We start from the raw sequence: 22,955 nt of genomic DNA, 5'->3' as shown, positions 1-22,955 counted from the left end.
AGCCTTCGGCAGCTCCTACAAGGGAATGCGATCTCATGTAGGAGCTGCCGAAGGCTGCGATCTTTTGACCTTGAAAACCAAACAAAAACGGCAGCCTCAATGGGCTGCCGTTTTTGTTTACCGCTGGACTTACTACAGGCTCGACAGCATGTCCTTGGCCTCGCCACGCTGCTTCTCGTCACCCTCGGTCAACACTTCGTTGAGGATATCGCGTGCCCCGTCGTTATCGCCCATGTCGATATAGGCCTGGGCCAGATCGAGCTTGGTCGCCGCTTCGTCGGTGCCGGCAAGGAAGTCGAAATCATCTTCGCCCAGATCACCACCCACCGCCGCATCGGCTTCGGTAAAGGTCGGTTCGGCGATGCTTTGCGACAGGCGATCCAGTTCGGCGTTGACGTCGTCCAGCTCAGCCGAGAAGGCATCCGGTTCGGCGGCTGGGTTGCTGTCCATTTCATCGGCCAGCGACAGGTCGAAATCGGCCGGCAACTCGAGATCATCCTGCGGCACGTCAGCCACGACCGGCGGTTCGACCGGCGACAGGTCTTTCACGCCCTCGTCCAGATCCAGCAGGAAGTCATCGTCCGCCAGGTCCACGGCAGGGGCCGGAGCAGGTTCGGCGCCGAGGTCCAGATCCAGGTCGAAGTCCGACAGGTCGTCCAGATTCTCTTTGATTTCGGTCTGCTGTTGCAGCACCGATTCAAAGCTCAGATCGTCGTCCGCCGGGAATTCGTCCAGCTCGACCGGGGCATCCAGTTCAACCGGCGCTTCTGGCTCGACGACTGGCGCAGGCTCTACCGGCGTGATGTTGTCGAGATCGTCCAGGCTCAGGTCAAACGCGCTGTCCAGGTCATCTTCAACCGGCGCCGGCACAGGTGCTTCAGGCTCATCCAGCAGCAGATCCTTGACGTATTGCGCGTCCAGCTCGGCAGCCACGGCGGCAGCGGCCAGGCCACCGGCAGCAGCAACGGCAACAGCCATCGCCGGGAAGCGGCTCTTCAGCTCTTCGACCTTGGCGAAGTTATCGCCATTGGCCACGAGTTGACGCTCTTGGCCGACGAACGCATCGCGGTCGCCCTGCTGACCGTAGACTTCCATCAGCTTCAGACGCAGATCACTGCGCTGCGGCTCCAGGCTGACGCCCTCCTCCAGCAGCGCGGCCGCCTGGTTCAGGCGACCGGCATTGATGTGCGATTGCGCCTTGTCGAGTACGTCGTCGGAGCGCTCGGCGGCCGGCGCCACCAGCGGCGCGGCAATCGGCTCAGCCATCACGATCGGCGCGACTACCGCAGCAGCAGGGGCTGGCGCCGGGGTGTTGAGCTTGACGCTCGCCGCCGGAGTTTCCAGACCTTCGAAGCTGCTTTCCGGCAAATCCTGTTCGGCAGAGAACTCTTGCTCTTCAGACAGGGCGCGAGCCATGCGCAGGTGCTTTTCGGCCTCCTGCTGGGCTTTGCGGCGACGTGCCAGCAGCAACAGCAAGAGCAGCAGCACAACAGCGCCGCCACCGACCAGGCCCAGCAGGATCGGGTTGGTCAGCAGCTCATTGAAGGTTTTCTCGTCATCGACTGCCGGTTTCGGCTCGACCACTGGCGTAACCGGTGTTTCAGCGGGCGTTTCGGCCGGTGGCGCAATCGCCGATTCCGGTGTCGGCGCCGCGTCCGCCGGAGTGGCCGGCGGTGTGGCGGCCAGTTCAGCGGTGATCGCAGGCACTGCCGGAGCGGCAGGGTTGGCGGCCGGCGCTGTACCCGACCCTTCTGCCTGCAGTTTCGCCAGTTGATTGTTCTTCAGCTCGATCAGTTTTTGCAGCTTATCCAGCTGACTTTGCAGATCGGACATGCGGCTTTTCAGTTCCTCGTTGTCACGACGGGTCGTGTCGAGGTTTTCCTGAGTGACCGCCAATTTGTTGCTCAGCGCCTTGGCATCACCGGCCGGGCCTTTGCCGCGACCTTTAGCGCTTTCGGCAGAGACCAGGCTCAGATTGTCCTGAGCGTTCTGGGCAGCGCCGGTGTTTGCACGACCACGGTTGGTCGCATCAAGTTGCTGCTGACCAGTGCCTGGCTTGGCCACATAACGACGACCCGTGCGCCAGGCTTCGTTCTGCGCGGCGACTTCAGCAATTGCTTTGGACTGCGGCAGCGCGGTGCTTTGCACCGAATCAGGCAGACGCAGTACCTGACCGGTTTTCAGCCGGTTGATGTTGCCACCGATGAACGCATCCGGGTTCAGCGCCTGAATCGCCAGCATGGTCTGCTGCACCGAACCGCCAGTACGCGCCTTCGCGGCGATTTCCCACAGGGTATCGCGTGGCGTGGTGGTGTATTGCGTCGGGTGCGTGGCGCCAGTGGTTGGCGCAGCAATGGTCTGCGACGGCGCCGGTTGTGCGGCAGCGTCAGCGGTCTGCGGCGAGAACTTCGACGGATCGAGCAGCACGCTGTAGTCGCGCAGCAGACGACCGTTCGGCCACATTACCTGCACGAGGAATTTCACCATCGGCTCCGACAGCGGCTTGCTCGAAGTGACGCGCAGCACGCTTTTGCCGCTGGCGTTGAGCACCGGGGTGAAGGTCAGGTCGTTGAGGAAGGCCTGGCGATCAACGCCGGCCTTGGCAAAATCTTCGGGTGAAGCCAGGCTCGGCACCACTTCGGCAGCGGTGAGATCCTTGACGTCGAGCAGCTCGATTTCAGCCACCAGCGGCTGGTTCAGGGTCGACTTCAGGGTCAGCTCCCCGAGCCCGAGGGCATGCGCCATACCGGAGGACAGCGCCGAGGCGGCCGCTATTGCTAACACCAGTTTGCGAACTTGAACCATAGCCTCATCCTTTGTTTGAACGTTCCTCGGCCAGCGAGAAGATATTGAACACCGCTGCCGTAAGGCATTGCGCGCGACGACGACAGATGTCGCGCGCGATCATTTCTTTGATGCCCCGGAATGTCCCGGAGGGTGACACGTTATCAAGCGATCTGGGCAAGCATAGCGCTCACCTAGAATCAGTCGACAAATTGTTGCCAAGTATCTTTTACAGCAGGTCTTTTATCAACAATTCAGCGACCTGCACAGCGTTTAGGGCCGCGCCTTTGCGTACGTTATCTGACGTCAGCCACAGATTAAGTTCCGCCAGGTCGTCGACACCGCTGCGCACGCGCCCAACATAGACAACGTCCTGCCCCACCGCGTCACCGACCGCAGTCGGATAATCACCCGCCTCGACCAGTTCGATACCGGCTGCGTCTTCAAGCGCCGCGTTGACCTTTACCAGGTCGACAGGCTGCGTTGACTGCAAGGTCACGCTAAAGCTATCGCCAAAAAACACCGGGGCTTGAACGCAAGTTGCGGAAATCTTTAATAAAGGCAGCGCCAGCACCTGACGCAGCTCGCGCACCAGGCGTTTTTCCAGCAGCGTGTGGCCCTGCGCGTCAGGCGTGCCGACCTGGGCCAGCACGTTAAAAGCCATCTGTCGATCGAAGAAGGTCGGCTCCAGCGGACGCATGTTCAACAGCTCGGCGGTCTGCCGCGCCAGCTCGGTCACAGCCTCGCGACCCTGAGCAGAAACGGCCAGATTGGCAGTGACATGCACCGATTGCAGGTCGATCAGCTCGAGCAGCGGCGCCAGCACCACGGCCAGCGAAGTGGCCGACGGGCTTGGGCTGCTGACCTGGAACGGCGCCTTCAAGCCGTCGACCTTGCTGGCGTTGGCCTCAGGGACGATTTGTGGCGCCTGATCGGCCGGCAGCGCGCCGGACAGGTCGATCAGCGAGCAACCGGCGGCATGCGCGCGCGCGGCGTAGCTCAGGGTGATGGCCGGGCCGGCGGCGAAAAACACCAGTTTGACCTTGCTGAAATCGAACTCGTCGACTTCGCGAACGCGCACGTTCTTGTTGCGGAACAGCAGCGAGCTGCCAGCGGATTCGCTGCTCGCCAACAGGTGCAGGGTGCCGACCGGGAAGTCGCGTTCTTCGAGAATCTGTACGAGGGTTTCGCCGACAGTACCGGTGGCGCCGATCACGGCAATATCTAGGGTCTGGGTCATGGTGCGAGCCTCTGGCGAAACGGGGGGAGCGGCACTTTACCGGGTGACTGGCGCACAGGCAATTTCTGCCGGGGATTTGCCGCGCCTCAACCGGCCTCATCGCTGGCAAGCCAGCTCCCACAGGTTTCGGTGTTGTGCATGAATCTTGTGTACAACACTGAACACTGTGGGAGCTGGCTTGCCAGCGATGAGGCCGGTACAAACACCCGAGAAACCCCAGGCATAAAAAAACCCGCACCTCTCACAAGGCACGGGCTCTTTCATTACTGCAAACGATCAACGCTCAAGCAAGATCCGCAGCATACGACGCAGCGGTTCGGCCGCGCCCCACAGCAGTTGGTCGCCCACGGTGAACGCGCCGAGGAACTGCGAGCCCATGTTCAGCTTGCGCAGACGGCCGACCGGCACATTCAGGGTGCCAGTAACCTTGGTCGGGCTCAGCTCCTGCATGCTGATTTCGCGCTGGTTCGGCACCAGTTTGACCCAAGGGTTGTGCTGGCTGATCAGCCCTTCGATATCGGCGATCGGTACGTCTTTGTTCAGCTTGATGGTCAGCGCCTGGCTGTGGCAACGCATGGCGCCGATGCGCACGCAGATGCCGTCAACCGGGATTGGGCTCTTGAAGCGACCGAGGATCTTGTTGGTCTCGGCCTGAGCTTTCCACTCTTCGCGGCTTTGGCCGTTCGGCAGTTCCTTGTCGATCCACGGGATCAGGCTGCCAGCCAGCGGTACGCCGAAGTTTTCGGTCGGGTACGCGTCGCTGCGCATGGCATCAGCCACACGACGGTCGATGTCGAGGATCGCACTGGCCGGATCGGCCAGTTGATCGGCGACAGCGGCGTGGGTCGCACCCATTTGCTTGATCAGTTCACGCATGTTCTGCGCGCCGGCACCGGAGGCCGCCTGATAGGTCATGGCGCTCATCCACTCGACCAGACCGGCTTCGAACAGACCGCCCAGGCCCATCAGCATAAGGCTGACGGTGCAGTTGCCGCCGATGTAGTTCTTGGTGCCCGCATCGAGCTGCTGATCGATAACCTTGCGGTTGACCGGATCAAGAATGATGACCGCGTCATCGTTCATGCGCAGGCTTGAGGCTGCGTCGATCCAGTAACCCTGCCAACCGGCTTCGCGCAGTTTCGGGAACACTTCGCTGGTGTAGTCGCCACCCTGGCAGGTCAGAATCACGTCGAGGGTCTTCAGCTCATCAATGCTGTAAGCGTCCTTGAGCGGAGCAATGTCCTTGCCCACGGACGGGCCTTGGCCACCGACGTTGGAAGTGGTGAAAAACACCGGCTCGATTAGATCGAAATCCTGCTCTTCCAGCATCCGCTGCATGAGCACGGAACCGACCATCCCGCGCCAACCGATCAGACCTACACGTTTCATCGCAACTACACCTTCTTGAAAAGTGGGCCGCTGCTTTGTATTGAATTTCGCAGCGGGCCCGAGAGATTACAGATTCCGCAGCGCGGCGACTACTGCGTCGCCCATTTCCTGCGTACCGACTTTGCTGCAACCTGCCGAATAGATGTCGCCCGTGCGCAGACCTTGGTCGAGCACGACGCTGACGGCTTTTTCGATGGCATCAGCCGCATCCTGCAGATTGAAGCTGTAACGCAGCATCATCGAGACCGACAGAATGGTCGCCAACGGGTTGGCGATGCCTTTACCGGCGATGTCCGGAGCGGAACCGTGGCAAGGCTCGTACATGCCCTTGTTGTTGGTGTCCAGCGAGGCCGACGGCAGCATGCCGATGGAACCGGTAAGCATCGACGCCTGGTCGGACAAGATGTCGCCGAACATGTTGTCGGTGACGATCACGTCGAACTGCTTCGGCGCGCGCACCAGTTGCATGGCAGCGTTGTCGACATACATGTGGCTCAGTTCGACTTCTGGATAATCCTTGGCCACCTCTTCGACGATTTCACGCCACAGTTGGCTGGACGCCAGCACGTTGGCCTTGTCCACCGAGCAGAGTTTCTTACCACGCACCATGGCCATGTCGAAACCGACGCGGGCGATGCGGCGGATTTCGCTTTCGCTGTACGGCAGGGTGTCGTAGGACTGACGCTCGCCGTTTTCCAGGGTACGGGTGCCGCGTGGCGCGCCGAAGTAGATGCCACCGGTCAGCTCGCGAACGATCAGGATGTCCAGGCCGGCAACGATTTCCGGCTTCAGGCTCGAAGCCTCGGCCAGTTGCGGGTAGAGAATCGCCGGACGCAGGTTGCCGAACAGGCCCAGTTGCGCACGGATTTTCAGCAGACCGCGCTCAGGGCGGATATCACGCTCGATGGTGTCCCATTTCGGGCCACCGACGGCGCCCAGCAGCACGGCATCGGCAGCACGGGCACGCTCGAGGGTTTCGTCGGCCAGCGGCACGCCGTGCTTGTCGATGGCGGCGCCACCGATCAGGTCATGGCTCAGCTCAAAGCCCAGGCTGTATTTGTCATTGGCCAGTTCCAGCACCTTGACCGCTTCGGCCATGATTTCCGGACCAATACCGTCACCTGGGAGAATCAGAATCTGCTTGCTCATGCTTTCCTCGTGTCTTCAGTCGGTGCGCCATCTGAGGCGCGCCCGGAAAAATTCTTAGCGCTCAGCCATCAATACGATTACATCTGTACTGAACGAGCCGTCGGCATCAATCTCAAAATATTCACGCACCTCGTTGCCCATCGACTGCTGCAACTGGCGGATCGCGGCGCGCATCACTTCAGGGGTGCGCATGCGCTCCACCCAACTGGCGTACTCCAGACGCAGGCGCTGACGCGTGGTGCTGCGCACATGCAAACCGGCTTCGCTGACCTGACGCAGCCATTCGGCACCTGAATAATCGCGCACATGGCTGGTGTCGCGCAGCACTTCGACGCTTTGCAGGTAAGTGTCGAACAACGGACTGCCCGGTGACAACACATCCACGAACGCCGCTACACCGCCAGGCTTCAGCACCCGCCGCACTTCGCGCAAGGCCACACCGAGATCGCTCCAGTGATGCGCCGAATAACGGCTGAACACGAAGTCGAACTCGCCAGCGGCAAACGGCAGACGCTCGGCGGCACCGTTGACCGTGGAAATGTTGCCGATACCGCGATCAATCGCAGCGGCGGCGACCACGTCGAGCATTTGCTGCGACAGGTCGTAAGCGACCACTTCCTTGACCAGCGATGCCACGTGAAAACTGACGTGACCGGCGCCGCAACCCAAGTCCAAAACCCGCGCCTCGCCCTGCCCCGCCAGCTCAGCTTGTAGCAGGGCGAATTCGGTGCCTTGCGCGTGAACGGCGCTGCTCAGGTAGGCGGCGGCCTGTTCACCGAATTGCTTTTGTACGACCTGAGTGTGTTGGGCGGTGCTGGTCATGGGGACTTCCTTTTGATCTTGTGGTGCCTGTTCCGGCCTCATCGCTGGCAAGTCGAATCGTCGCACCGCAGCTCCCACAGGTTTTGTGAACACCGCAAATCACTGTGGGAGCTGGCTTGCCAGCGATGGGGCCGGCCCTGCCTACATCAATTCCAAATCTTGTTTATGCGTCGCGGAACAACCAAGGCTGGCTCACACGGTGCTTGGCCTCAAACGTCGCAATCGCATCACCGTCCTGCAAGGTCAAACCGATATCGTCCAGACCGTTCAACAAGCAATGCTTACGGAACGCATCGATCTCAAAGCTGTACACCTTGCCATCCGGACGCGTCACGGTCTGCGCTTGCAGATCAACTTGCAGTTGATAACCCGGCTCGGCCTCGACCTGCTTGAACAACTCATCGACTTCAGCGTCGCTCAAGATGATCGGCAGCAAGCCGTTCTTGAAGCTGTTGTTGAAGAAGATGTCGGCGTAGCTCGGCGCGATGATGCTGCGGAAACCGTATTCTTCCAGCGCCCACGGCGCGTGTTCACGGCTGGAGCCGCAACCGAAGTTCTCGCGGGCCAGCAACACGCTGGCGCCTTGATAACGCTCGGCGTTGAGGACGAAGTCCTTGTTCAGCGGGCGCTTGGAGTTGTCCTGATACGGCTGACCGACATCGAGGTAACGCCACTCGTCGAACAGGTTCGGACCGAAACCGGTGCGCTTGATCGACTTCAAAAATTGTTTCGGAATGATTTGGTCAGTGTCGACGTTGGCACGATCCAAAGGCGCGACAAGACCAGTGTGCTGAGTAAAAGCTTTCATGCTGCGCTCCTTAAATCAATTCGCGAACGTCGATGAAACGACCGTTCACCGCTGCCGCCGCCGCCATGGCCGGGCTGACGAGGTGGGTACGGCCACCGGCGCCCTGACGGCCTTCGAAGTTACGGTTGGAAGTCGAGGCGCAATGCTCGCCGGACTCCAAACGGTCCGGGTTCATCGCCAGGCACATCGAGCAACCCGGCTCACGCCATTCGAAACCGGCTTCGAGGAAAATCTTGTCGAGACCTTCGGCCTCAGCCTGCGCCTTGACCAGACCCGAGCCCGGCACGACGATCGCTTGCTTGATGGTCGAAGCAACCTTGCGACCCTTGGCGATGACCGCCGCAGCGCGCAAGTCTTCAATGCGCGAGTTGGTGCAGGAACCGATAAATACGCGATCCAGCTGAATGTCGGTGATCGCCTGATTGGCGGTCAAACCCATGTATTTCAAGGCGCGGACGATCGAGTCGCGTTTGACCAGATCCATCTCTTTCGCAGGATCCGGCACGTTCTGATCAACCGCCAAAACCATCTCAGGCGAAGTGCCCCAGCTGACTTGCGGCTTGATCTGCGTAGCGTCAAGCTCAACCACGGTGTCGAACTTGGCGTCGGCGTCGGACACCAGGTCTTTCCAGGACTCGACGGCCATGTCCCATTCCGCGCCTTTCGGAGCAAATGGACGGCCCTTCACGTAGTCGACAGTCTTCTGATCCGCTGCGACCAAACCTACGCGGGCGCCGGCTTCGATGGACATGTTGCAGATGGTCATGCGGCCTTCAACGGACAAATCGCGGATCGCGCTGCCGGCGAATTCGATGGCGTGGCCGTTACCGCCGGCGGTGCCGATCTTGCCGATCACCGCGAGGACGATGTCCTTGGCGGTCACGCCGAACGGCAATTGCCCTTCAACGCGCACCAGCATGTTTTTCATTTTCTTGGCGACCAGGCACTGCGTGGCGAGCACGTGCTCGACCTCGGAGGTGCCGATACCGTGCGCCAACGCGCCGAATGCGCCGTGGGTCGAGGTGTGCGAGTCGCCGCAGACCACGGTCATGCCCGGCAAGGTCGCGCCCTGCTCCGGGCTGATCACGTGGACGATGCCTTGGCGCACGTCGTTCATCTTGAACTCGACAATGCCGTATTCATCGCAGTTGTCGTCGAGGGTCTGAACCTGCAAACGCGAGACCTGGTCGGCAATGGCTTCGATGCCGCCCTTGCGCTCTGGCGTGGTCGGTACGTTGTGGTCCGGGGTCGCGATGTTGGCATCGATGCGCCAAGGCTTGCGCCCGGCCAGACGCAGGCCTTCAAAGGCTTGCGGCGAGGTCACTTCGTGAATGATGTGACGATCGATGTAGATCAGCGCAGAGCCATCGTCGCGCTGCTTGACCAAATGCGAATCCCAGAGCTTGTCGTAGAGCGTTTTGCCGGCCATCAGACGGTTCCTCATCAGCTTGTTTCTATGCCCTGGGCTTATCAATAACCCTTTGGCTTGTGAGGCCGATCCTATGGGGTTAGATTAAATAACTCAAATTCATATTTTTTATGCTTTGGATAACCAACTGGAATACGAACATGGATCTGGCCAACCTCAACGCTTTTATCGCGATTGCCGAGACCGGCAGCTTCTCCGGCGCCGGCGAACGCCTACACCTGACGCAGCCGGCGATCAGCAAACGCATCGCCGGGCTGGAGCAACAATTGAAGGTGCGCCTGTTTGATCGGCTGGGCCGTGAAGTCGGCTTGACCGAGGCCGGCCGCGCCCTGTTGCCACGGGCTTATCAGATTCTTAATGTGTTGGATGACACCCGCCGCGCGCTAACCAATCTGACCGGCGAAGTCAGCGGGCGCCTGACCCTGGCCACCAGTCACCACATCGGTTTGCACCGTTTGCCGCCGCTTTTACGGGAATTTACCCGCCGTTACCCACAAGTCGCGCTGGATATTCAGTTCCTCGATTCGGAAGTGGCCTACGAGGAAATTCTCCATGGCCGCGCAGAATTGGCGGTCATCACCCTCGCGCCGGAGCCTCACGCGCTGGTCAAAGCCACGCCGGTGTGGGACGACCCGCTGGATTTCGTGGTCGCCCCGGAGCATTCGCTGATCAATAACGGCGCGGTCAATCTGGCCGACATCGCCGGTCATCCGGCGGTTTTCCCCGGCGGCAACACTTTTACACACCATATCGTGCAGCGTTTATTCGAGGCTCAGGGCCTGACGCCGAACATCGCCATGAGCACCAACTATCTGGAAACCATCAAGATGATGGTCTCGATCGGTCTGGCCTGGAGCGTTCTGCCACGGACCATGCTCGATGAACAGGTGGCAAGCATCGCTTTGCCGGGCATACAGCTCAGTCGCCAGCTAGGCTATATCTTGCACACCGAACGGACGCTATCGAATGCGGCAAGAGCCTTTATGGCCTTGCTGGATGCACAAATCGATCTGCCAGGGACATAAGGCCAACTTGTGCTACTCCTATAGAGCCGCTGTCCCTGTGCCTAACGCCACCATCAGCTCAAGGCCTGTCCACAATGCCGAAATCTGTTGACCGCATTCCGCCGATGCCGCGTATCCAGGCGATTGACCCGCGTCATTCCGAGCAGAGCTGGGAGAGCGCGCCGCAATTGCTCGCCGCGCTCAACGGCGCGCGGCTCGGCGCGTGGTATTGGGACATCGAGCGCGGGCAGATCAGTTGGTCACGGGGCACCCAGGCATTGTTCGGCTTCGATCCACGGCAACCGCTGCCGGCGGACCTTGAATACCTCGATCTGCTGCCCCCGGAAGATCGCGCCAAGACCGTTCGCGCCTTCCATGCGGTGATCGCCGGCGCACCGCTGGAACAAGCGATGCACCACCGCATCCGCTGGCCCGACGGCAGCCTGCACTGGCTGGAAATCAGCGGCAGCCTGCTGCCGGATAAACACGGCCGCCCCCGAATGATCGGGGTGATTCGCGAAATCACCCACCAGCGTCAACGCGAACAGGCGCTGAGCAGCTCGGAGAAACGTTTCGCCACCCTGTTTCACCTGTGTCCGAACATGGTCTTGCTGACGCGTCAGGAAGACGGCCTGATCAGCGAGGCCAATCAGTATTTCGAAAGCCTGTTCGGCTGGCCGGTGCAGAGCGCCATTGGCCGCACCACGCTGGAACTGGGCTTGTGGGTACACCCCGAGCAGCGCGCCGAACTGGTCAAGAAGACCAACACCAAGGGCGAACTGATCAGCATGGAGGTGCAGTTTCGCGCCAGCAACGGGCAGATTCACGACGGTATCCTCAGCGCGCAGAAGGTCGAACTCGAAGGCCAGCCGTATCTGCTCAGCACATTCCTCGACACCACTGAACGCAAAGCCGCCGAACACGCGTTGAAGGACAGCCAGGAACGCCTCGACCTGGCGCTGGATTCGGCGCAGCTCGGCACGTGGGACTGGCACATCCCCAGCGGCATGCTCTACGGCTCGGCACGGGCTGCGCAACTGCACGGGCTGGAGCCGAAACCCTTTCATGAATCGTTTGACGAATTTTTCGAAGGCGTGCCGGGCGAGGAACGCGACAGCATGCGCGATGCCTATCGCAGCCTGCGCGAAGGTCCGGCGGGCAATTATCAACTGACCTATCGCGTGCAACTGCCGGATGGCAGCTCGCGTTATCTGGAAAGCCGCGCCCGCCTCTATCGCGATGACAACGGTGCGCCGCTGCGCATGGCCGGCACCCTGCTGGACATCACCGATCAGGTCGAACGTGAACAACGGCTGGTCGCGTCGGAGGAGAAATTCGCCACGCTGTTTCAGGTCAGTCCCGACCCGATTTGCGTGACCCGCCAGGACAGCGGCGAGTTCATCGAGATCAACTCCAGCTTCAGCCAGACCTTCGGCTGGAGCGCCGCCGACGTGATCGGCCATACCGCCGAAGAAATCGGCCTGTGGGACGCCTCGGCGAAAAGCCTGCAACGCATCGAGCGCGTGATCCGCGAACAAGGCCTGAGCAACGTCGCGATCATCGTCCAGCACAAGGACGGCCAGTCGCTGACCTGCGTGATTTCCAGCCGGCAGATCAGCGTCGGCGACCAGCCGTGCATCGTCACCACCCTGCGCGACATTACCCAGCAACAACGCTCGGAAGCGGCGCTGAAGGCCAGTGAAGAGAAATTCGCCAAGGCGTTCCACTCCAGCCCCGACGCGATCACCATCACCGAGCGCGATACCGGCCGTTATCTGGAGGTCAACGACGGTTTCTGCCGCCTCACCGGCTATCGCGCCGACGAAGTGGTGGGCAAAACCGTGTATCAGGTCGGCATCTGGGCCGAAGAGAAGCAACGCTCGGCGCTGCTGGCCGAGTTGCAGATCAAGGGCCGCGTGCACCATCAGGAAATGCTCGGGCGCAACAAGCGCGGGGAGATGCTGACTGTGGAAGTCTCGGTCGAGCCGATCACCCTCAATGAAACCGCGTGCCTGCTGCTGACCGCGCGGGACGTCAGCCTGCTGAAAAACGCCGAAGCGCAGATTCGTCATCTGGCGTACCACGACCCGCTGACCAACCTGCCGAATCGCGCCTTGCTGATGGATCGCCTGAGCCAACAGATCGCCCTGCTCAAACGGCATAACCTGCGCGGCGCCTTGCTGTTTCTCGACCTCGACCACTTCAAGCACATCAACGATTCGCTCGGCCATCCGGTGGGCGACACGGTGCTGAAGATCATCACCGCGCGGCTCGAAGCCAGTGTGCGCATGGAAGATACCGTCGCACGCCTCGGTGGCGACGAGTTTGTCGTCCTGCTCAGCGGCCTCGAAGGCTCGCGCAATGAAGTCAGCGCGCAAGTGCGCAACCTCGCCGACACCCTGCGTGAGTTGCTCTCGGAACCGATGTTCCTCGACGGCCAGCGCCTGCAAGTGACGCCGAGCATCGGCGTGGCGCTGATTCCCGATCACGGCTCGACCCCGACCGACCTGCTCAAGCGCGCCGACATCGCCCTGTACCGGGCCAAGGATTCCGGGCGCAACACCACGCAGATGTACCACAACACCATGCAGAAAGCGGCCAGCGAGCGGCTGCGCATGGAGACCGACCTGCGCCTGGCGCTGTCACGCGGCGAATTCAATGTGCACTTCCAGCCGCAGATCGATGCCCGCGACAACCGCATCATCGGCGCCGAAGCGCTGGTGCGCTGGAATCACCCGGAGCTCGGCGCGCAATCGCCCACCGAATTCATCAAGGTGCTGGAGGACAGCGGGCTGATTCTCGAAGTCGGCACGTGGATCCTCGACGAAGCCTGCGACGCGTTCAAACAGCTGATCGCGCTGAAACTGGTCGACCCGCTCAACTTCAGCCTGTGCGTGAACATCAGCCCACGACAGTTCCGCCAGAACGATTTTGTCGAACGCATCGAACACAGCATGAGCAGCCACGGCCTGCCCTGCTCGCTGCTGAAACTGGAAATCACCGAAGGCATCGTCATCCAGAACCTGGAGGACACCATCAGCAAAATGCGCCGCCTGAAAAAGCTCGGCGTGAGCTTCGCCATGGACGATTTCGGCACCGGTTATTCGTCGCTGACTTACCTCAAGCGCCTGCCGGTCGACACATTGAAAATCGACCAGTCGTTTATCCGCGACGCCACCACCGACCCGAATGACGCCGAAATCATCCGCGCCATCGTCGCCATGGCCCGCAGCCTGGAACTGGAGGTGATCGCCGAAGGCGTGGAAACCCCCGAACAATTGGCGTTCCTGCAAGGTTTAGGCTGCCACTTGTACCAAGGCTACCTGCACAGCCGGCCACTGCCACTGGAGGGTTTGAAAAAGCTGCTGCCCTGATACTCGCCGCTGCGCAGCTTGCAACAGAGCGGCAATTGCCAGCGTTTGCGCCAACCTGTAGGGTCGCTTTTTTTGCGCCGTTTCGGGATCTTTCATGCAGGATGCAACCCTCCCCCGCCCAGCCCTGCTGGGCATCGACCTTGGCACCACTAACAGCCTGATCGCCGTCTGGCGTGACGGTCGCGCCGAGTTGATCCGCAACGCCCTCGGCGACGTGTTGACCCCCTCGGTGGTCAGCCTCGATGAAGATGACACGATCCTGGTCGGCAAAGCCGCCCGCGCCCGCCTGACCACCCACCCGGATCGCACCGCTGCGGCGTTCAAGCGTTTCATGGGCAGCGATAAACGGGTCGAGCTCGGCGCTCGCGCGTTCAGCCCGGAAGAGTTGTCGGCGCTGGTGTTGGGCTCACTGAAGCAGGACGCCGAAGCGTTTCTTGGCCATCCGGTCACTGAGGCGGTGATTTCAGTGCCGGCCTATTTCAGCGACGAACAACGCAAGCGCACCCTGTTCGCCGCCGAGTTGGCGGGGCTGGCGGTCACACGGTTGATCAATGAACCCACGGCAGCGGCCATGGCTTACGGGCTGCATGAGCAGAAATTCGAGCGCACGCTGATTTTCGACCTGGGCGGCGGCACCTTCGACGTCACGGTGCTGGAATACGCGTTGCCGCTGATCGAAGTGCATGCGTCGACTGGCGACAACTTTCTCGGCGGCGAAGACTTTACCGCCGCGCTGCTCGAAGACTGCCTCAAGACCTGGCAACTGACGCCGTCAATGATCGACGCGCACAGCCTCGCCAGCCTCGGCGATGCGCTGGAGCAACTCAAGTGCAACCTCGGTGAAGGCGTCCAGCATTTGAGCTGGCGCCACGCCGACAATGTCTGCGAATGGTCGCTGGACGAAGCGGCCGCGCTGAAAATCTGGGAGCCGCTGCTGTCACGCTTGCGCGCACCGATCGAACAGGCCCTGCGCGATGCCCGACTGAAACCCCGCGACCTCGACAGCCTGGTGCTGGTCGGCGGCGCCACACGCATGCTCGCGGTGCAGCAAATGGTCGCCACGCTGTTCGGGCGCCTGCCGTATCGTCACCTCGACCCGGACACGATTGTCGCCCTTGGCGCCGCGACGCAAGCGGCCTGCAAGGCCCGCGACGGAGCGGTAGAAGAGTTGATCCTCACCGATGTTTGCCCTTATACGCTGGGTATCGAGACGATGCGCGGCAGAGGCGTCGAAGGCGCGTTTTCGCCCATAATCGAGCGCAACACGATCATCCCGACGTCACGGGTGGAGCGCTATTGCACCACCTATCCCAAGCAGGAACAGATCCGTATCTCGGTGTATCAGGGTGAGCGCCCATGGGTGCGCGACAACATTTTCATCGACGGTTTCGATGTCACGCTAACGCCCACCGAACACCGTCAGGCGCTCGATGTTCGCTTCAGTTACGACATCAATGGCCTGCTTGAGGTCGACGTCACGTTGCTGGAGACCGGCAAGCGCCACAGCCACAGCATCGACCGCAGCCCGACCGGGCTGGATGACGAGGCTCGGCAGAACAGCCACGACCGGCTCGCCGCGCTCAAGGTCCACCCGCGTGATGCCTTGCCCAACCGCACGCTGCTGGCACGCCTGGAGCGCGCCTGGATGCAGAGCCTGGGCACCGAGCGCGAGCGCATTGCCGAATGGCTGCACAGCTTCACGGCCGTGCTCGGCGACCAACAACCGGCGGAGATTGCCAACCAGCGTTCACAACTCAACAGCGCCCTGGATGAACTGCGCTTCTAGCCGATGAGTCGCCGCAGCGCCGCCTGCAAGCCGGCGGCCAACGGGTCTTCACGAAAGCTTTCCGGGGGCATGCCGTAGCGGTTGGGCAGTTTTTCCCCGGGAAAGCCGAACAGCACCAGCGGCAGAAACGGCAAGGCTGGCGTCAACCCGGCCAACACCAGAAAGGTCGCGACACCCCGGCCCATGTCATGCAGGCGCCGCAGCATGGCGCCGAGCAGAATCAACACCCCGAGCACCAGCACCACCAGGGCGGGCGGCGTCGATCCACTGAGCACGGCGACCAGCGGGGTCAGCAGCACCAGGCCAAGCACTTGCCCGACAAAGGCCTCGCGACTCAGCCGCGAGCCCAGGCGCCAGAACGCCATGGCCGATATCGGCCGCGCCTCGGCCTTGGCCATCATCAATCGCTCCGACCACGACAGCAGCGCACTGCAAGCAAACCGCACACCGAGGCCGTTCTGCTGATTGTCCTTGGCCCGCTGCAGGGGTATCAGGTGTTTCTGCCGTGGCACGCCCGCGTCGCCGTACCTGACCAGATCCTTGAGCACATCAAGCGCCAGGTAAAAATCGTCGCAGTCGTTGATGCCCTCATCTTCGAGCGCCTGACGTGGCGGTCGTAGCGGTTCGCCCTTGATCAAGCTGTGCCGGAAACCGTCGAACCACTCCTGTGGGTTGACGACTTCGGTAATCCTGTCGAGCAAAAAGCGCCGCTGTTTGGCATCAAACAATGACGTGTGATACAGCACGCCCGTCAGCAGCATCCGCCCGAGCAGGTCGTCGTCAAAAGCACGCAGATCACGGCGCATGCACAGGAACAACCGGTCGTTGCTGAGCAAGCGCAGGCTGTCCAGCGCCTCCTGAACCCCGCACATCTGCTGGGCCAGCAGCGCCTGCACTGGCTCTTCGGTTTGCAGCAGGCCGAGCAAGCCGCTGCAATGACCCTGTTCACGCAGCAATCGCTGCAACAACGGCTGCAAGCGGCTCAGCGGATGGGCCGGGTTGAATGCCAGCGACTCCAGCATCCGCGCGTCGATCAATGGCAACCAACGCTCCGTCTGCCCCAGCAACATCAGCAAAAACAGCGTTTGCGCGTGCCATGGCCACAGCCCTTCGCCCGCCTCCGGTGCGGGCAACAGCACATCGAGTTGAGCCAGTTGCAGCAACTGCGTCAGTTCCGACAGATCAGTGCCGGCGTATGAGCCGTTGAGCTTGAAGTCTTGTTCAATGCGCGCGAGCGCGGCGTGACTGTAGGGACGCAACCGGCGCAACCAGCCGCGGCACAGGCTGTGCGACTGATCGCTGGTCTGCGCCACAGGCAGTTGTGGCGATTCTGCGTTTTCATCGGTGTAGGCGGTCATCGCCCGCGCGATCGGCGAAATTTTCAGCCAGCGCAGATGTTGCTCAGCCTGATACTGGAAACCGCTCAGCACCAGCGCTTCAAGCGCGTCCGGCGGCAACGCCTCGTCGAGCATCTGCTGCAACAACAGCACGTCACCGCGATGCAACGCCCAGGCATGCCGGTAAAGTCGTTGCAGGCGCTGGTCGGCATGCTCGCCGAGCAACAGCGCCACCAGCGGCAACTCGTCGTCGTGCAGGCGCCAATCGACAAAAGTCCCGGCCAGCCCCTGAAGTTGCAGAGGACCGACGTCCAGCCAGCGCAACAAGGTCTGTGGTTGCTGAGTCGGGCTGCCATACGCCTGACTGGCGTCGTCCAGATCAAGCGGCCAGGCACTGAAAGGCCGGGCACAATCGAAGGCTTGAATCAGCAACGGCAGCAGGTCCGGCGAGCGCTCGGCACATAGCGCCAACAAATGGCCTTCGGCTTTCGGATGACGGTGTTCCTGCCACGAGCGGATCCAGCACGGCCACGCCTGATCATCCAGCCCCTGCAAACTGTACTGGCTGGCCAGCATGTACAGCCAGTCGAGGTCGTCAGGGTGCTGACGCTGTTGTTCGATGCAGGACTGCAGCAGCCCTTCCCCGCCGATGCCCGCCTGAGTGAACTGCGCGAGCAGACGTTTGATGTATGCCTCATCGTTCGGCAACGGCAAGCAGGTGTGTCGAAGGGCGAAATGGCGGAATTCGTTTAGCGGACGCTGGGTGAAGGTGACTTCCAGGCTGCGGGCGTACCACAACGCTTCAACCTGCGCGGGCTCCGGCCAATGGCTCATCAACGCCACATCGAACGGGTCCTGGGTTTTTATCCGCCGCAGAAACGCATCGACCCGCTCCGCCTGATCGTAGCCAAGATCGAGCAACTGTTGATCCCAGGCCATGCGCTCGGCCAGCAGGTTCGCGCATTGATGCGACAGCAAACCGGCATCGGTCATGCGGTGGTAGAAACCCCAACTGAGATCGTCGAGGTCATCGAGGGGCAATTGATCCAGCGTGCGGATAAACGCCTGCCAGGCGGCAATATTGAAGCGCCGTGCAGGATCGTCGAGCAGTTCACAGAACTCCACGAAGGCTTGGGGAGTCTCGGCGACCGGCGCGTCTGGCGCCTCGAACTCGGCGTAATCCTCCTCGTCGCCCTCTTCCCCGTAGTCCTCTTCCACATCGCCTTCACGAGCCAGACGCAGGGCTTTTTCGTACGCCATGCGTAACGCCTGAAAGCCTTCGGGGTCGGTCTCCGGGTGATGCGCCGGCAAGCGTGCGCGGTAGGCATCACGGATCAGGGTTTCGTCGGCAGTGGGCTCGATGCCCAGTTGGATCCAGCAACTCATGACCAGTCGAACTCCTTGAGCGATGCCGGACGCGGCGGCGGGTCGATGTCCATATGCCAAGGCAAGTCAGGCAGAAACTGCGGGATGTTCTGCTCAAGACCCCGGGTGATCAGCAGGTTATGCGCAGTCTGCCCTTGTCGATCCAGCTCGAACGCCAGCGCATCATCACTTTTGTTCTGGCAGCACCAGAACGCCCGGCCGATAAGGAAGCCGTGGTAGTACGCCATCCAGCTGTCGTAGTGAAATTGCGCCCTGACGGCCAGGCGCGAATGCAGCCATTGACTCTCGACCAGATCGATCCACTTGTTGCGCACACCGCAGCGCAAGAGGAAGCCCATGCGCCCGTAGTCCCACGACAGAATCCCACCGGCCCCGCAGCTATCGAAGGTGCGGCTGGCAAACTCATGCAGGATGCGTTCACGCGGGGCGAGACGCTCGAGCAGCGCCGGCCATTCACTCGGCAGGCAATGCTGCCAGGCCAGATAACCGTCACTGAGGTGTTTGGCGTGGCCGTCGTCGGTCATCCCCCTGAGCATGCCGAACAGCTCCTGGCGGGTATCAATGCCCCAGCTGTGCTCCAGATTGATGTACGCGTCGTCGCAGAAAGCAGGGTCGTCATACCCGGCGCCAGGATTGAGCGCCGCCATCGGCGCCGACAGGGCCCACAGCCAGCGCTGCTGAATCTCGTCCATGAAAAATGCTCCACGCCGACCGAGTGAGAAATGGGAGGTCGGCAAAACTGCGGCGGATTGTAGAGAAAGCGCTGCCGTGCGGCAAAGCCGGTGTGCAGCGCCCATAAAAAAGCCCCGACGTATCGGGGCATTTTTTCGAGCGGAATCAGGCGGCTTCGGCGACGGGCAAACCGAGCAAGCGCGAGACATGATCAGGCTCGGTCTCGCGACGCAGCACAGTGAACAGTTCGGTGGCTTGCGGGTAATTGCGGGTCAGCATCGCCAGCCATTGCTTCAAACGGCCCGGCGATTGACGCGCGGTCATCTGCGCCTTGGCTTGCAGCCAGAAATCCTGGATCAGCGGCATCAACTCGACCCAGGTCATCTCGACCACTTCTTCGCCGGCACGCGCGGCGGCGATCTGCCTGGCCAGATCCGGGCGCGACACCAGACCACGGCCGAGCATGATGTCTTCCACGCCACTGATTTCGCGGCAACGACGCCAGTCTTCAACGCTCCAGATATCGCCGTTGGCGAACACCGGCACCTTGACCACGTCCTGCACGCGCGGGATCCATTCCCAGTGCGCCGGCGGTTTGTAGCCGTCCATTTTGGTTCGCGCGTGCACCACGATGTGTTCGGCGCCGCCTTCGGCCAACGCCGTGGCGCAGACCAGCGAGCCGTCCGGGCTGTCGAAGCCCAGGCGCATTTTCGCAGTCACCGGAATGTGCGCAGGCACCGCGCGGCGCACGTGCTCAACGATCTGGTTGAGCAGCTCCGGCTCTTTCAGCAGTACCGCGCCGCCACGGGATTTGTTCACGGTCTTGGCCGGGCAGCCGAAGTTGAGGTCGATCACTTCGGAACCGAGTTCGCAGGCCAGTGCAGCGTTTTCCGCCAGGCACACCGGGTCGGAACCGAGCAATTGCACACGCAGTGGCACGCCGGACGCCGTGCGGGCACCGTTGAGCAGCTCGGGGCCGAACTTGTGGAAGTAAGCCGGGGTGAGCAACTGATCGTTGACCCGAATGAATTCGGTCACGCACCAATCGATGCCGCCAACGCGGGTCAGCACGTCGCGGAGGATGTCGTCGACCAACCCCTCCATGGGCGCCAGAGCAATTTGCATGGGGAAAACACTACTTAGAGAAAAACGTGCCGCAGTTTACTGGATTACCGCCATAAAGCGGAAACCCTGTAGGAGCTGCCGCAGGCTGCGATCTGTTGATCTTGATCTTAAAAAAAACAACATCAAAAGATCGCAGCCTGCGGCAGCTCCTACATGAGTTAGAGCAGAGTTCCAGGCAAAGGGCGGGTCAGGCGGTGAGCTGGATCGCCGGGCCGTAGCCTTCGATGAATTCGGCAGGCATGCGCTTGGGCTTGCCGGTGGACAGCTCGATGCAGACGAAGGTGGTTTGCGCGCGCAGCAGCGTGGTGTTGTCGCTCGGGCGCTTGAGCTGGAAATGCCGGGTCATTTTCAGGCGCTGATCCCAATCGACGATCCAGGTCGCCAATTGCAGTTCGTCGCCCTCATAGGCGGCCGCCAGATAATCGATTTCGTGACGGACCACGGCCATCGCCCGATCCAGACGCCGGTACTCGACCAGATCCAGCCCCAGACGCTGCGAATGGCGCCAGGCGCAGCGTTCGAGCCAGGTCACGTACACCGCGTTATTGGCGTGGCCCAGCCCGTCGATGTCCTCGGCGCCTACTTGCAGATCAATGGTAAACGGCGTTGCCCGATCCCAGCCCATGCCCCACTCCCGGTCAGTTATTCAACCGGGGCAGTGTAACGGAGCTCACGCCGATTGGCGCGCCTGAAGGCTGCGACCGGCCAGCAGTGATAACACGCCATCAATCACGCGCGGGTCGGCCAGCACACGCTGATGACCGCCGCCTTCCAGACGCAGCAAACGACTGTCGAACCAGGATTCGTGGATCAGTTGCGACTCTTTGACCGAGACAAAATTGTCGTCCTCGGCATGCACGATCAGGCCCGGCATATCCAATTGATAGTGGGCGACATCCAGCGTGGCGGCGCGCATGCCGACGTCTTGCTCGACCTGGCGGATAAACGCGGAGCGCGCTCTGGGCGGCATACCGACGTAGCGGGCGAAGCCGCGCAGTACACCGAGAATTCGCGCCGGCGCAGCGATGCTGACGAGGGTTTCGGTACGAAGGCCCAATTGCACGGCGAGCATGGCGCTGGCGCCGCCCATCGAGTGGCCGATGACGGCTTGCAGCGGCGGCAGTTCGGCGGCGGCTTCAAGCATGGCGCGCGCAAAAAGGACGACGTTGGCTTCACGTCCCGGTGAGCGACCGTGGGCCGGGCCGTCGAGTGCAACAACGGTATAACCGGCATCGACGAGCGCAGTGATCAGCGCGGCGAACTGGGTGGGGCGCCCTTCCCAACCGTGCATCAGCAGCACGGCAGGGCCTTGTCCCCAGCGCAATGCCGAAAGCCCGAAGCGCAGCGTGATGCGCTCGGCACTGGCCAGCATCGGCAGCTCCCAATCGCGCAGTGGCAGCGCGCGCGGCGTCATGAACGCCAAGCGCATTTTGCTCGCCACTCGTTGTGGTGCAATCCAGCCCAAGGTGCCATTAACGCCACGAACCCACTTCAACGTGTTCATCGCTCTCTCCTCAGGCCTGCTGCCTTCAGGTCAACGCACCGCCGACTTGGCCGCGCGCAGCAATCGATCGGATAAATCACCCGGGCCCAGTGCTCGTGCGAGCGCCAGACCACCCACCATCAGGGCCATGTCGGCCAAGGCTTTGTCGGTGTCCTCAGGGCTGGACGCCAACTGCGCAACCATCAATTCCAAGTGTTCGTTCAGCGCGAGGCGGAACGAATCCGGCAAACGCCCCAACTCGCCGATCGAGGCAGGAATCGGGCACGCTGCCTCACTGGAATCACGGTGCTTGCGCGACAGATAGAACGCTGCGACCAGCGCGCGACGTTCTTCGCCGGTCAGTTCGCTGTCCATGTCGGCAATCAGGTCGCGGCGGCGACCGAGCAATTGCTTGAACGCTTCGAGCATCATCGCGTCCTTGCTTTCGAAGTGCGCATAGAAGCCACCGACCGTGAGGCCGGCTGCGCCCATCACTTCGCCCACGCTTGGGTCGGCCGGGCCACGCTGGATCAGCGCGGAGCTGGCGGCCTTGAGGATGCGTTCGCGGGTTTGAGCTTTTTTATCGTTCATCGTTGCCTCCGAATATTACGACTAGAATATTATTCGCATAATAATAATCTGCAAGTCAAGAATATGACCGCTGGTCTGAAGCACAGTTTAGGAAAAGGAGAATTGGCCAAACGCCAGACAAACAAAAGGGCCATTCAATAATTGAATGACCCTTATAAAATCCCGCAGAGCGGGTAATCGTGGCGTCCCCTAGGGGACTCGAACCCCTGTTACCGCCGTGAAAGGGCGGTGTCCTAGGCCACTAGACGAAGGGGACACAAACCTTCTATACAACTGATCAGTGCTGAGTGCTGATCGATTCAAGGCCGGTGTGGCCAGACCTTGAACTGTAAAATTGGTGGAGCTTAGCGGGATCGAACCGCTGACCTCCTGCATGCCATGCAGGCGCTCTCCCAGCTGAGCTAAAGCCCCGGATTTTTCGCCTCGCGGCGGAGTGACATCTTGCAACATCACTTCTGTAAAACTGGCGTCCCCTAGGGGACTCGAACCCCTGTTACCGCCGTGAAAGGGCGGTGTCCTAGGCCACTAGACGAAGGGGACGCAAACCCTTCTATACAACTGATCAACGCTGAGTGT

Annotated in this window: 16 protein-coding genes and 3 tRNA genes; 3 read left to right on the top strand and 16 right to left on the bottom strand. The window is 61.4% G+C overall.

Going from position 1 to position 22,955, the window contains the following annotated elements; genetic code table 11:
* Positions 1 to 132 precede the first annotated feature (132 nt).
* The 7 genes from EJA70_RS26560 to leuC form a co-directional block, all read right to left on the bottom strand.
* Positions 133 to 2,805, bottom strand: coding sequence for a FimV/HubP family polar landmark protein (locus tag EJA70_RS26560; protein ID WP_158834800.1), 2,673 nt, complete (start codon positions 2,803 to 2,805; stop codon positions 133 to 135).
* Between the two features lie 208 nt (positions 2,806 to 3,013).
* Entirely contained in the window at positions 3,014 to 4,024 is a 1,011-nt protein-coding gene (locus tag EJA70_RS26555; RefSeq protein WP_158834797.1) for an aspartate-semialdehyde dehydrogenase, read from the bottom strand.
* A 276-nt stretch (positions 4,025 to 4,300) separates the two neighbouring features.
* Positions 4,301 to 5,413: an aspartate-semialdehyde dehydrogenase gene (asd, locus tag EJA70_RS26550; RefSeq protein WP_158834794.1), complete on the bottom strand. Its 1,113-nt coding sequence runs from the start codon at positions 5,411 to 5,413 to the stop codon at positions 4,301 to 4,303.
* A gap of 66 nt (positions 5,414 to 5,479) precedes the next feature.
* Positions 5,480 to 6,562 carry a 3-isopropylmalate dehydrogenase gene (gene leuB / locus EJA70_RS26545; protein ID WP_158834791.1) on the bottom strand — a complete coding sequence of 361 codons (1,083 nt, stop codon included), beginning with the start codon at positions 6,560 to 6,562 and terminating at the stop codon, positions 5,480 to 5,482.
* 54 nt (positions 6,563 to 6,616) lie between these two features.
* On the bottom strand, positions 6,617 to 7,384 hold the full coding sequence (locus EJA70_RS26540) for a class I SAM-dependent methyltransferase (protein ID WP_158834788.1): 768 nt from the start codon (positions 7,382 to 7,384) through the stop codon (positions 6,617 to 6,619).
* 163 nt (positions 7,385 to 7,547) lie between these two features.
* Positions 7,548 to 8,192: a 3-isopropylmalate dehydratase small subunit gene (gene leuD, locus EJA70_RS26535; RefSeq protein ID WP_007913445.1), complete on the bottom strand. Its 645-nt coding sequence runs from the start codon at positions 8,190 to 8,192 to the stop codon at positions 7,548 to 7,550.
* Positions 8,193 to 8,202: 10 nt separating this feature from the next.
* A complete protein-coding gene (gene leuC / locus EJA70_RS26530) occupies positions 8,203 to 9,621 on the bottom strand; it encodes a 3-isopropylmalate dehydratase large subunit (protein WP_158834785.1) in 1,419 nt (472 codons plus the stop codon).
* 140 nt (positions 9,622 to 9,761) lie between these two features.
* Here leuC and EJA70_RS26525 point away from each other — a divergent pair, with 140 nt between their 5' ends.
* The 3 genes from EJA70_RS26525 to EJA70_RS26515 all read left to right on the top strand — a co-directional run bounded on the left by EJA70_RS26525 (position 9,762) and on the right by EJA70_RS26515 (position 15,785).
* Positions 9,762 to 10,646: a LysR family transcriptional regulator gene (locus EJA70_RS26525; protein WP_158834782.1), complete on the top strand. Its 885-nt coding sequence runs from the start codon at positions 9,762 to 9,764 to the stop codon at positions 10,644 to 10,646.
* A 74-nt stretch (positions 10,647 to 10,720) separates the two neighbouring features.
* Complete coding sequence (locus tag EJA70_RS26520) at positions 10,721 to 13,999, top strand: PAS domain S-box protein (RefSeq protein ID WP_158834779.1); 3,279 nt, start codon at positions 10,721 to 10,723, stop codon at positions 13,997 to 13,999.
* A 94-nt stretch (positions 14,000 to 14,093) separates the two neighbouring features.
* Positions 14,094 to 15,785 carry a molecular chaperone HscC gene (locus EJA70_RS26515; protein ID WP_158834776.1) on the top strand — a complete coding sequence of 564 codons (1,692 nt, stop codon included), beginning with the start codon at positions 14,094 to 14,096 and terminating at the stop codon, positions 15,783 to 15,785.
* Here EJA70_RS26515 and EJA70_RS26510 read toward each other — a convergent pair.
* From EJA70_RS26510 to EJA70_RS26470, 9 genes are all read right to left on the bottom strand, one after another.
* Positions 15,782 to 18,508: a DUF805 domain-containing protein gene (locus EJA70_RS26510; RefSeq protein WP_158834773.1), complete on the bottom strand. Its 2,727-nt coding sequence runs from the start codon at positions 18,506 to 18,508 to the stop codon at positions 15,782 to 15,784. The genes EJA70_RS26515 and EJA70_RS26510 overlap by 4 nt on opposite strands.
* The gene (locus EJA70_RS26505) at positions 18,505 to 19,200 is read right to left on the bottom strand and encodes a DUF1266 domain-containing protein (protein WP_158834770.1); all 696 of its coding nucleotides are present in this window, start codon (positions 19,198 to 19,200) and stop codon (positions 18,505 to 18,507) included. Before EJA70_RS26505 ends, EJA70_RS26510 begins: the two co-directional genes overlap by 4 nt.
* A gap of 145 nt (positions 19,201 to 19,345) precedes the next feature.
* Complete coding sequence (locus EJA70_RS26500; RefSeq protein ID WP_158834767.1) at positions 19,346 to 20,305, bottom strand: tRNA-dihydrouridine synthase; 960 nt, start codon at positions 20,303 to 20,305, stop codon at positions 19,346 to 19,348.
* Between the two features lie 187 nt (positions 20,306 to 20,492).
* Positions 20,493 to 20,930, bottom strand: a complete 438-nt coding sequence (locus EJA70_RS26495) for a thioesterase family protein (protein ID WP_158834764.1) — start codon at positions 20,928 to 20,930, stop codon at positions 20,493 to 20,495.
* A 45-nt stretch (positions 20,931 to 20,975) separates the two neighbouring features.
* Entirely contained in the window at positions 20,976 to 21,809 is an 834-nt protein-coding gene (locus EJA70_RS26490) for an alpha/beta fold hydrolase (protein WP_008083003.1), read from the bottom strand.
* 30 nt (positions 21,810 to 21,839) lie between these two features.
* Positions 21,840 to 22,379, bottom strand: coding sequence for a TetR/AcrR family transcriptional regulator (locus EJA70_RS26485; RefSeq protein WP_008083008.1), 540 nt, complete (start codon positions 22,377 to 22,379; stop codon positions 21,840 to 21,842).
* A 180-nt stretch (positions 22,380 to 22,559) separates the two neighbouring features.
* Positions 22,560 to 22,635, bottom strand: a tRNA-Glu gene (locus tag EJA70_RS26480).
* Positions 22,636 to 22,714: 79 nt separating this feature from the next.
* Positions 22,715 to 22,790, bottom strand: a tRNA-Ala gene (locus EJA70_RS26475).
* Positions 22,791 to 22,843: 53 nt separating this feature from the next.
* Positions 22,844 to 22,919: transfer RNA gene (locus tag EJA70_RS26470), tRNA-Glu, on the bottom strand.
* Positions 22,920 to 22,955: the final 36 nt, after the last annotated feature.

The sequence above is a fragment of the Pseudomonas sp. PB103 genome, from assembly GCF_009764635.1.
Lineage (GTDB): Bacteria > Pseudomonadota > Gammaproteobacteria > Pseudomonadales > Pseudomonadaceae > Aquipseudomonas.
Note: the sequence above shows the minus strand (reverse complement) of the source record. Positions and strands in the feature narration are given on the sequence as shown.

Coding starts and splice junctions, on each gene's coding strand:
- EJA70_RS26555 (WP_158834797.1), bottom strand. CDS start 4,024: ATGACCCAGACCCTAGATATTGCCGTGATCGGCGCCACCGGTACTGTC.
- EJA70_RS26520 (WP_158834779.1), top strand. CDS start 10,721: ATGCCGAAATCTGTTGACCGCATTCCGCCGATGCCGCGTATCCAGGCG.
- EJA70_RS26525 (WP_158834782.1), top strand. CDS start 9,762: ATGGATCTGGCCAACCTCAACGCTTTTATCGCGATTGCCGAGACCGGC.
- EJA70_RS26560 (WP_158834800.1), bottom strand. CDS start 2,805: ATGGTTCAAGTTCGCAAACTGGTGTTAGCAATAGCGGCCGCCTCGGCG.
- EJA70_RS26505 (WP_158834770.1), bottom strand. CDS start 19,200: ATGGACGAGATTCAGCAGCGCTGGCTGTGGGCCCTGTCGGCGCCGATG.
- EJA70_RS26490 (WP_008083003.1), bottom strand. CDS start 21,809: ATGAACACGTTGAAGTGGGTTCGTGGCGTTAATGGCACCTTGGGCTGG.
- EJA70_RS26540 (WP_158834788.1), bottom strand. CDS start 7,384: ATGACCAGCACCGCCCAACACACTCAGGTCGTACAAAAGCAATTCGGT.
- EJA70_RS26500 (WP_158834767.1), bottom strand. CDS start 20,305: ATGCAAATTGCTCTGGCGCCCATGGAGGGGTTGGTCGACGACATCCTC.
- EJA70_RS26510 (WP_158834773.1), bottom strand. CDS start 18,508: ATGAGTTGCTGGATCCAACTGGGCATCGAGCCCACTGCCGACGAAACC.
- EJA70_RS26515 (WP_158834776.1), top strand. CDS start 14,094: ATGCAGGATGCAACCCTCCCCCGCCCAGCCCTGCTGGGCATCGACCTT.
- leuC (WP_158834785.1), bottom strand. CDS start 9,621: ATGGCCGGCAAAACGCTCTACGACAAGCTCTGGGATTCGCATTTGGTC.
- leuB (WP_158834791.1), bottom strand. CDS start 6,562: ATGAGCAAGCAGATTCTGATTCTCCCAGGTGACGGTATTGGTCCGGAA.
- leuD (WP_007913445.1), bottom strand. CDS start 8,192: ATGAAAGCTTTTACTCAGCACACTGGTCTTGTCGCGCCTTTGGATCGT.
- EJA70_RS26495 (WP_158834764.1), bottom strand. CDS start 20,930: ATGGGCTGGGATCGGGCAACGCCGTTTACCATTGATCTGCAAGTAGGC.
- EJA70_RS26485 (WP_008083008.1), bottom strand. CDS start 22,379: ATGAACGATAAAAAAGCTCAAACCCGCGAACGCATCCTCAAGGCCGCC.
- asd (WP_158834794.1), bottom strand. CDS start 5,413: ATGAAACGTGTAGGTCTGATCGGTTGGCGCGGGATGGTCGGTTCCGTG.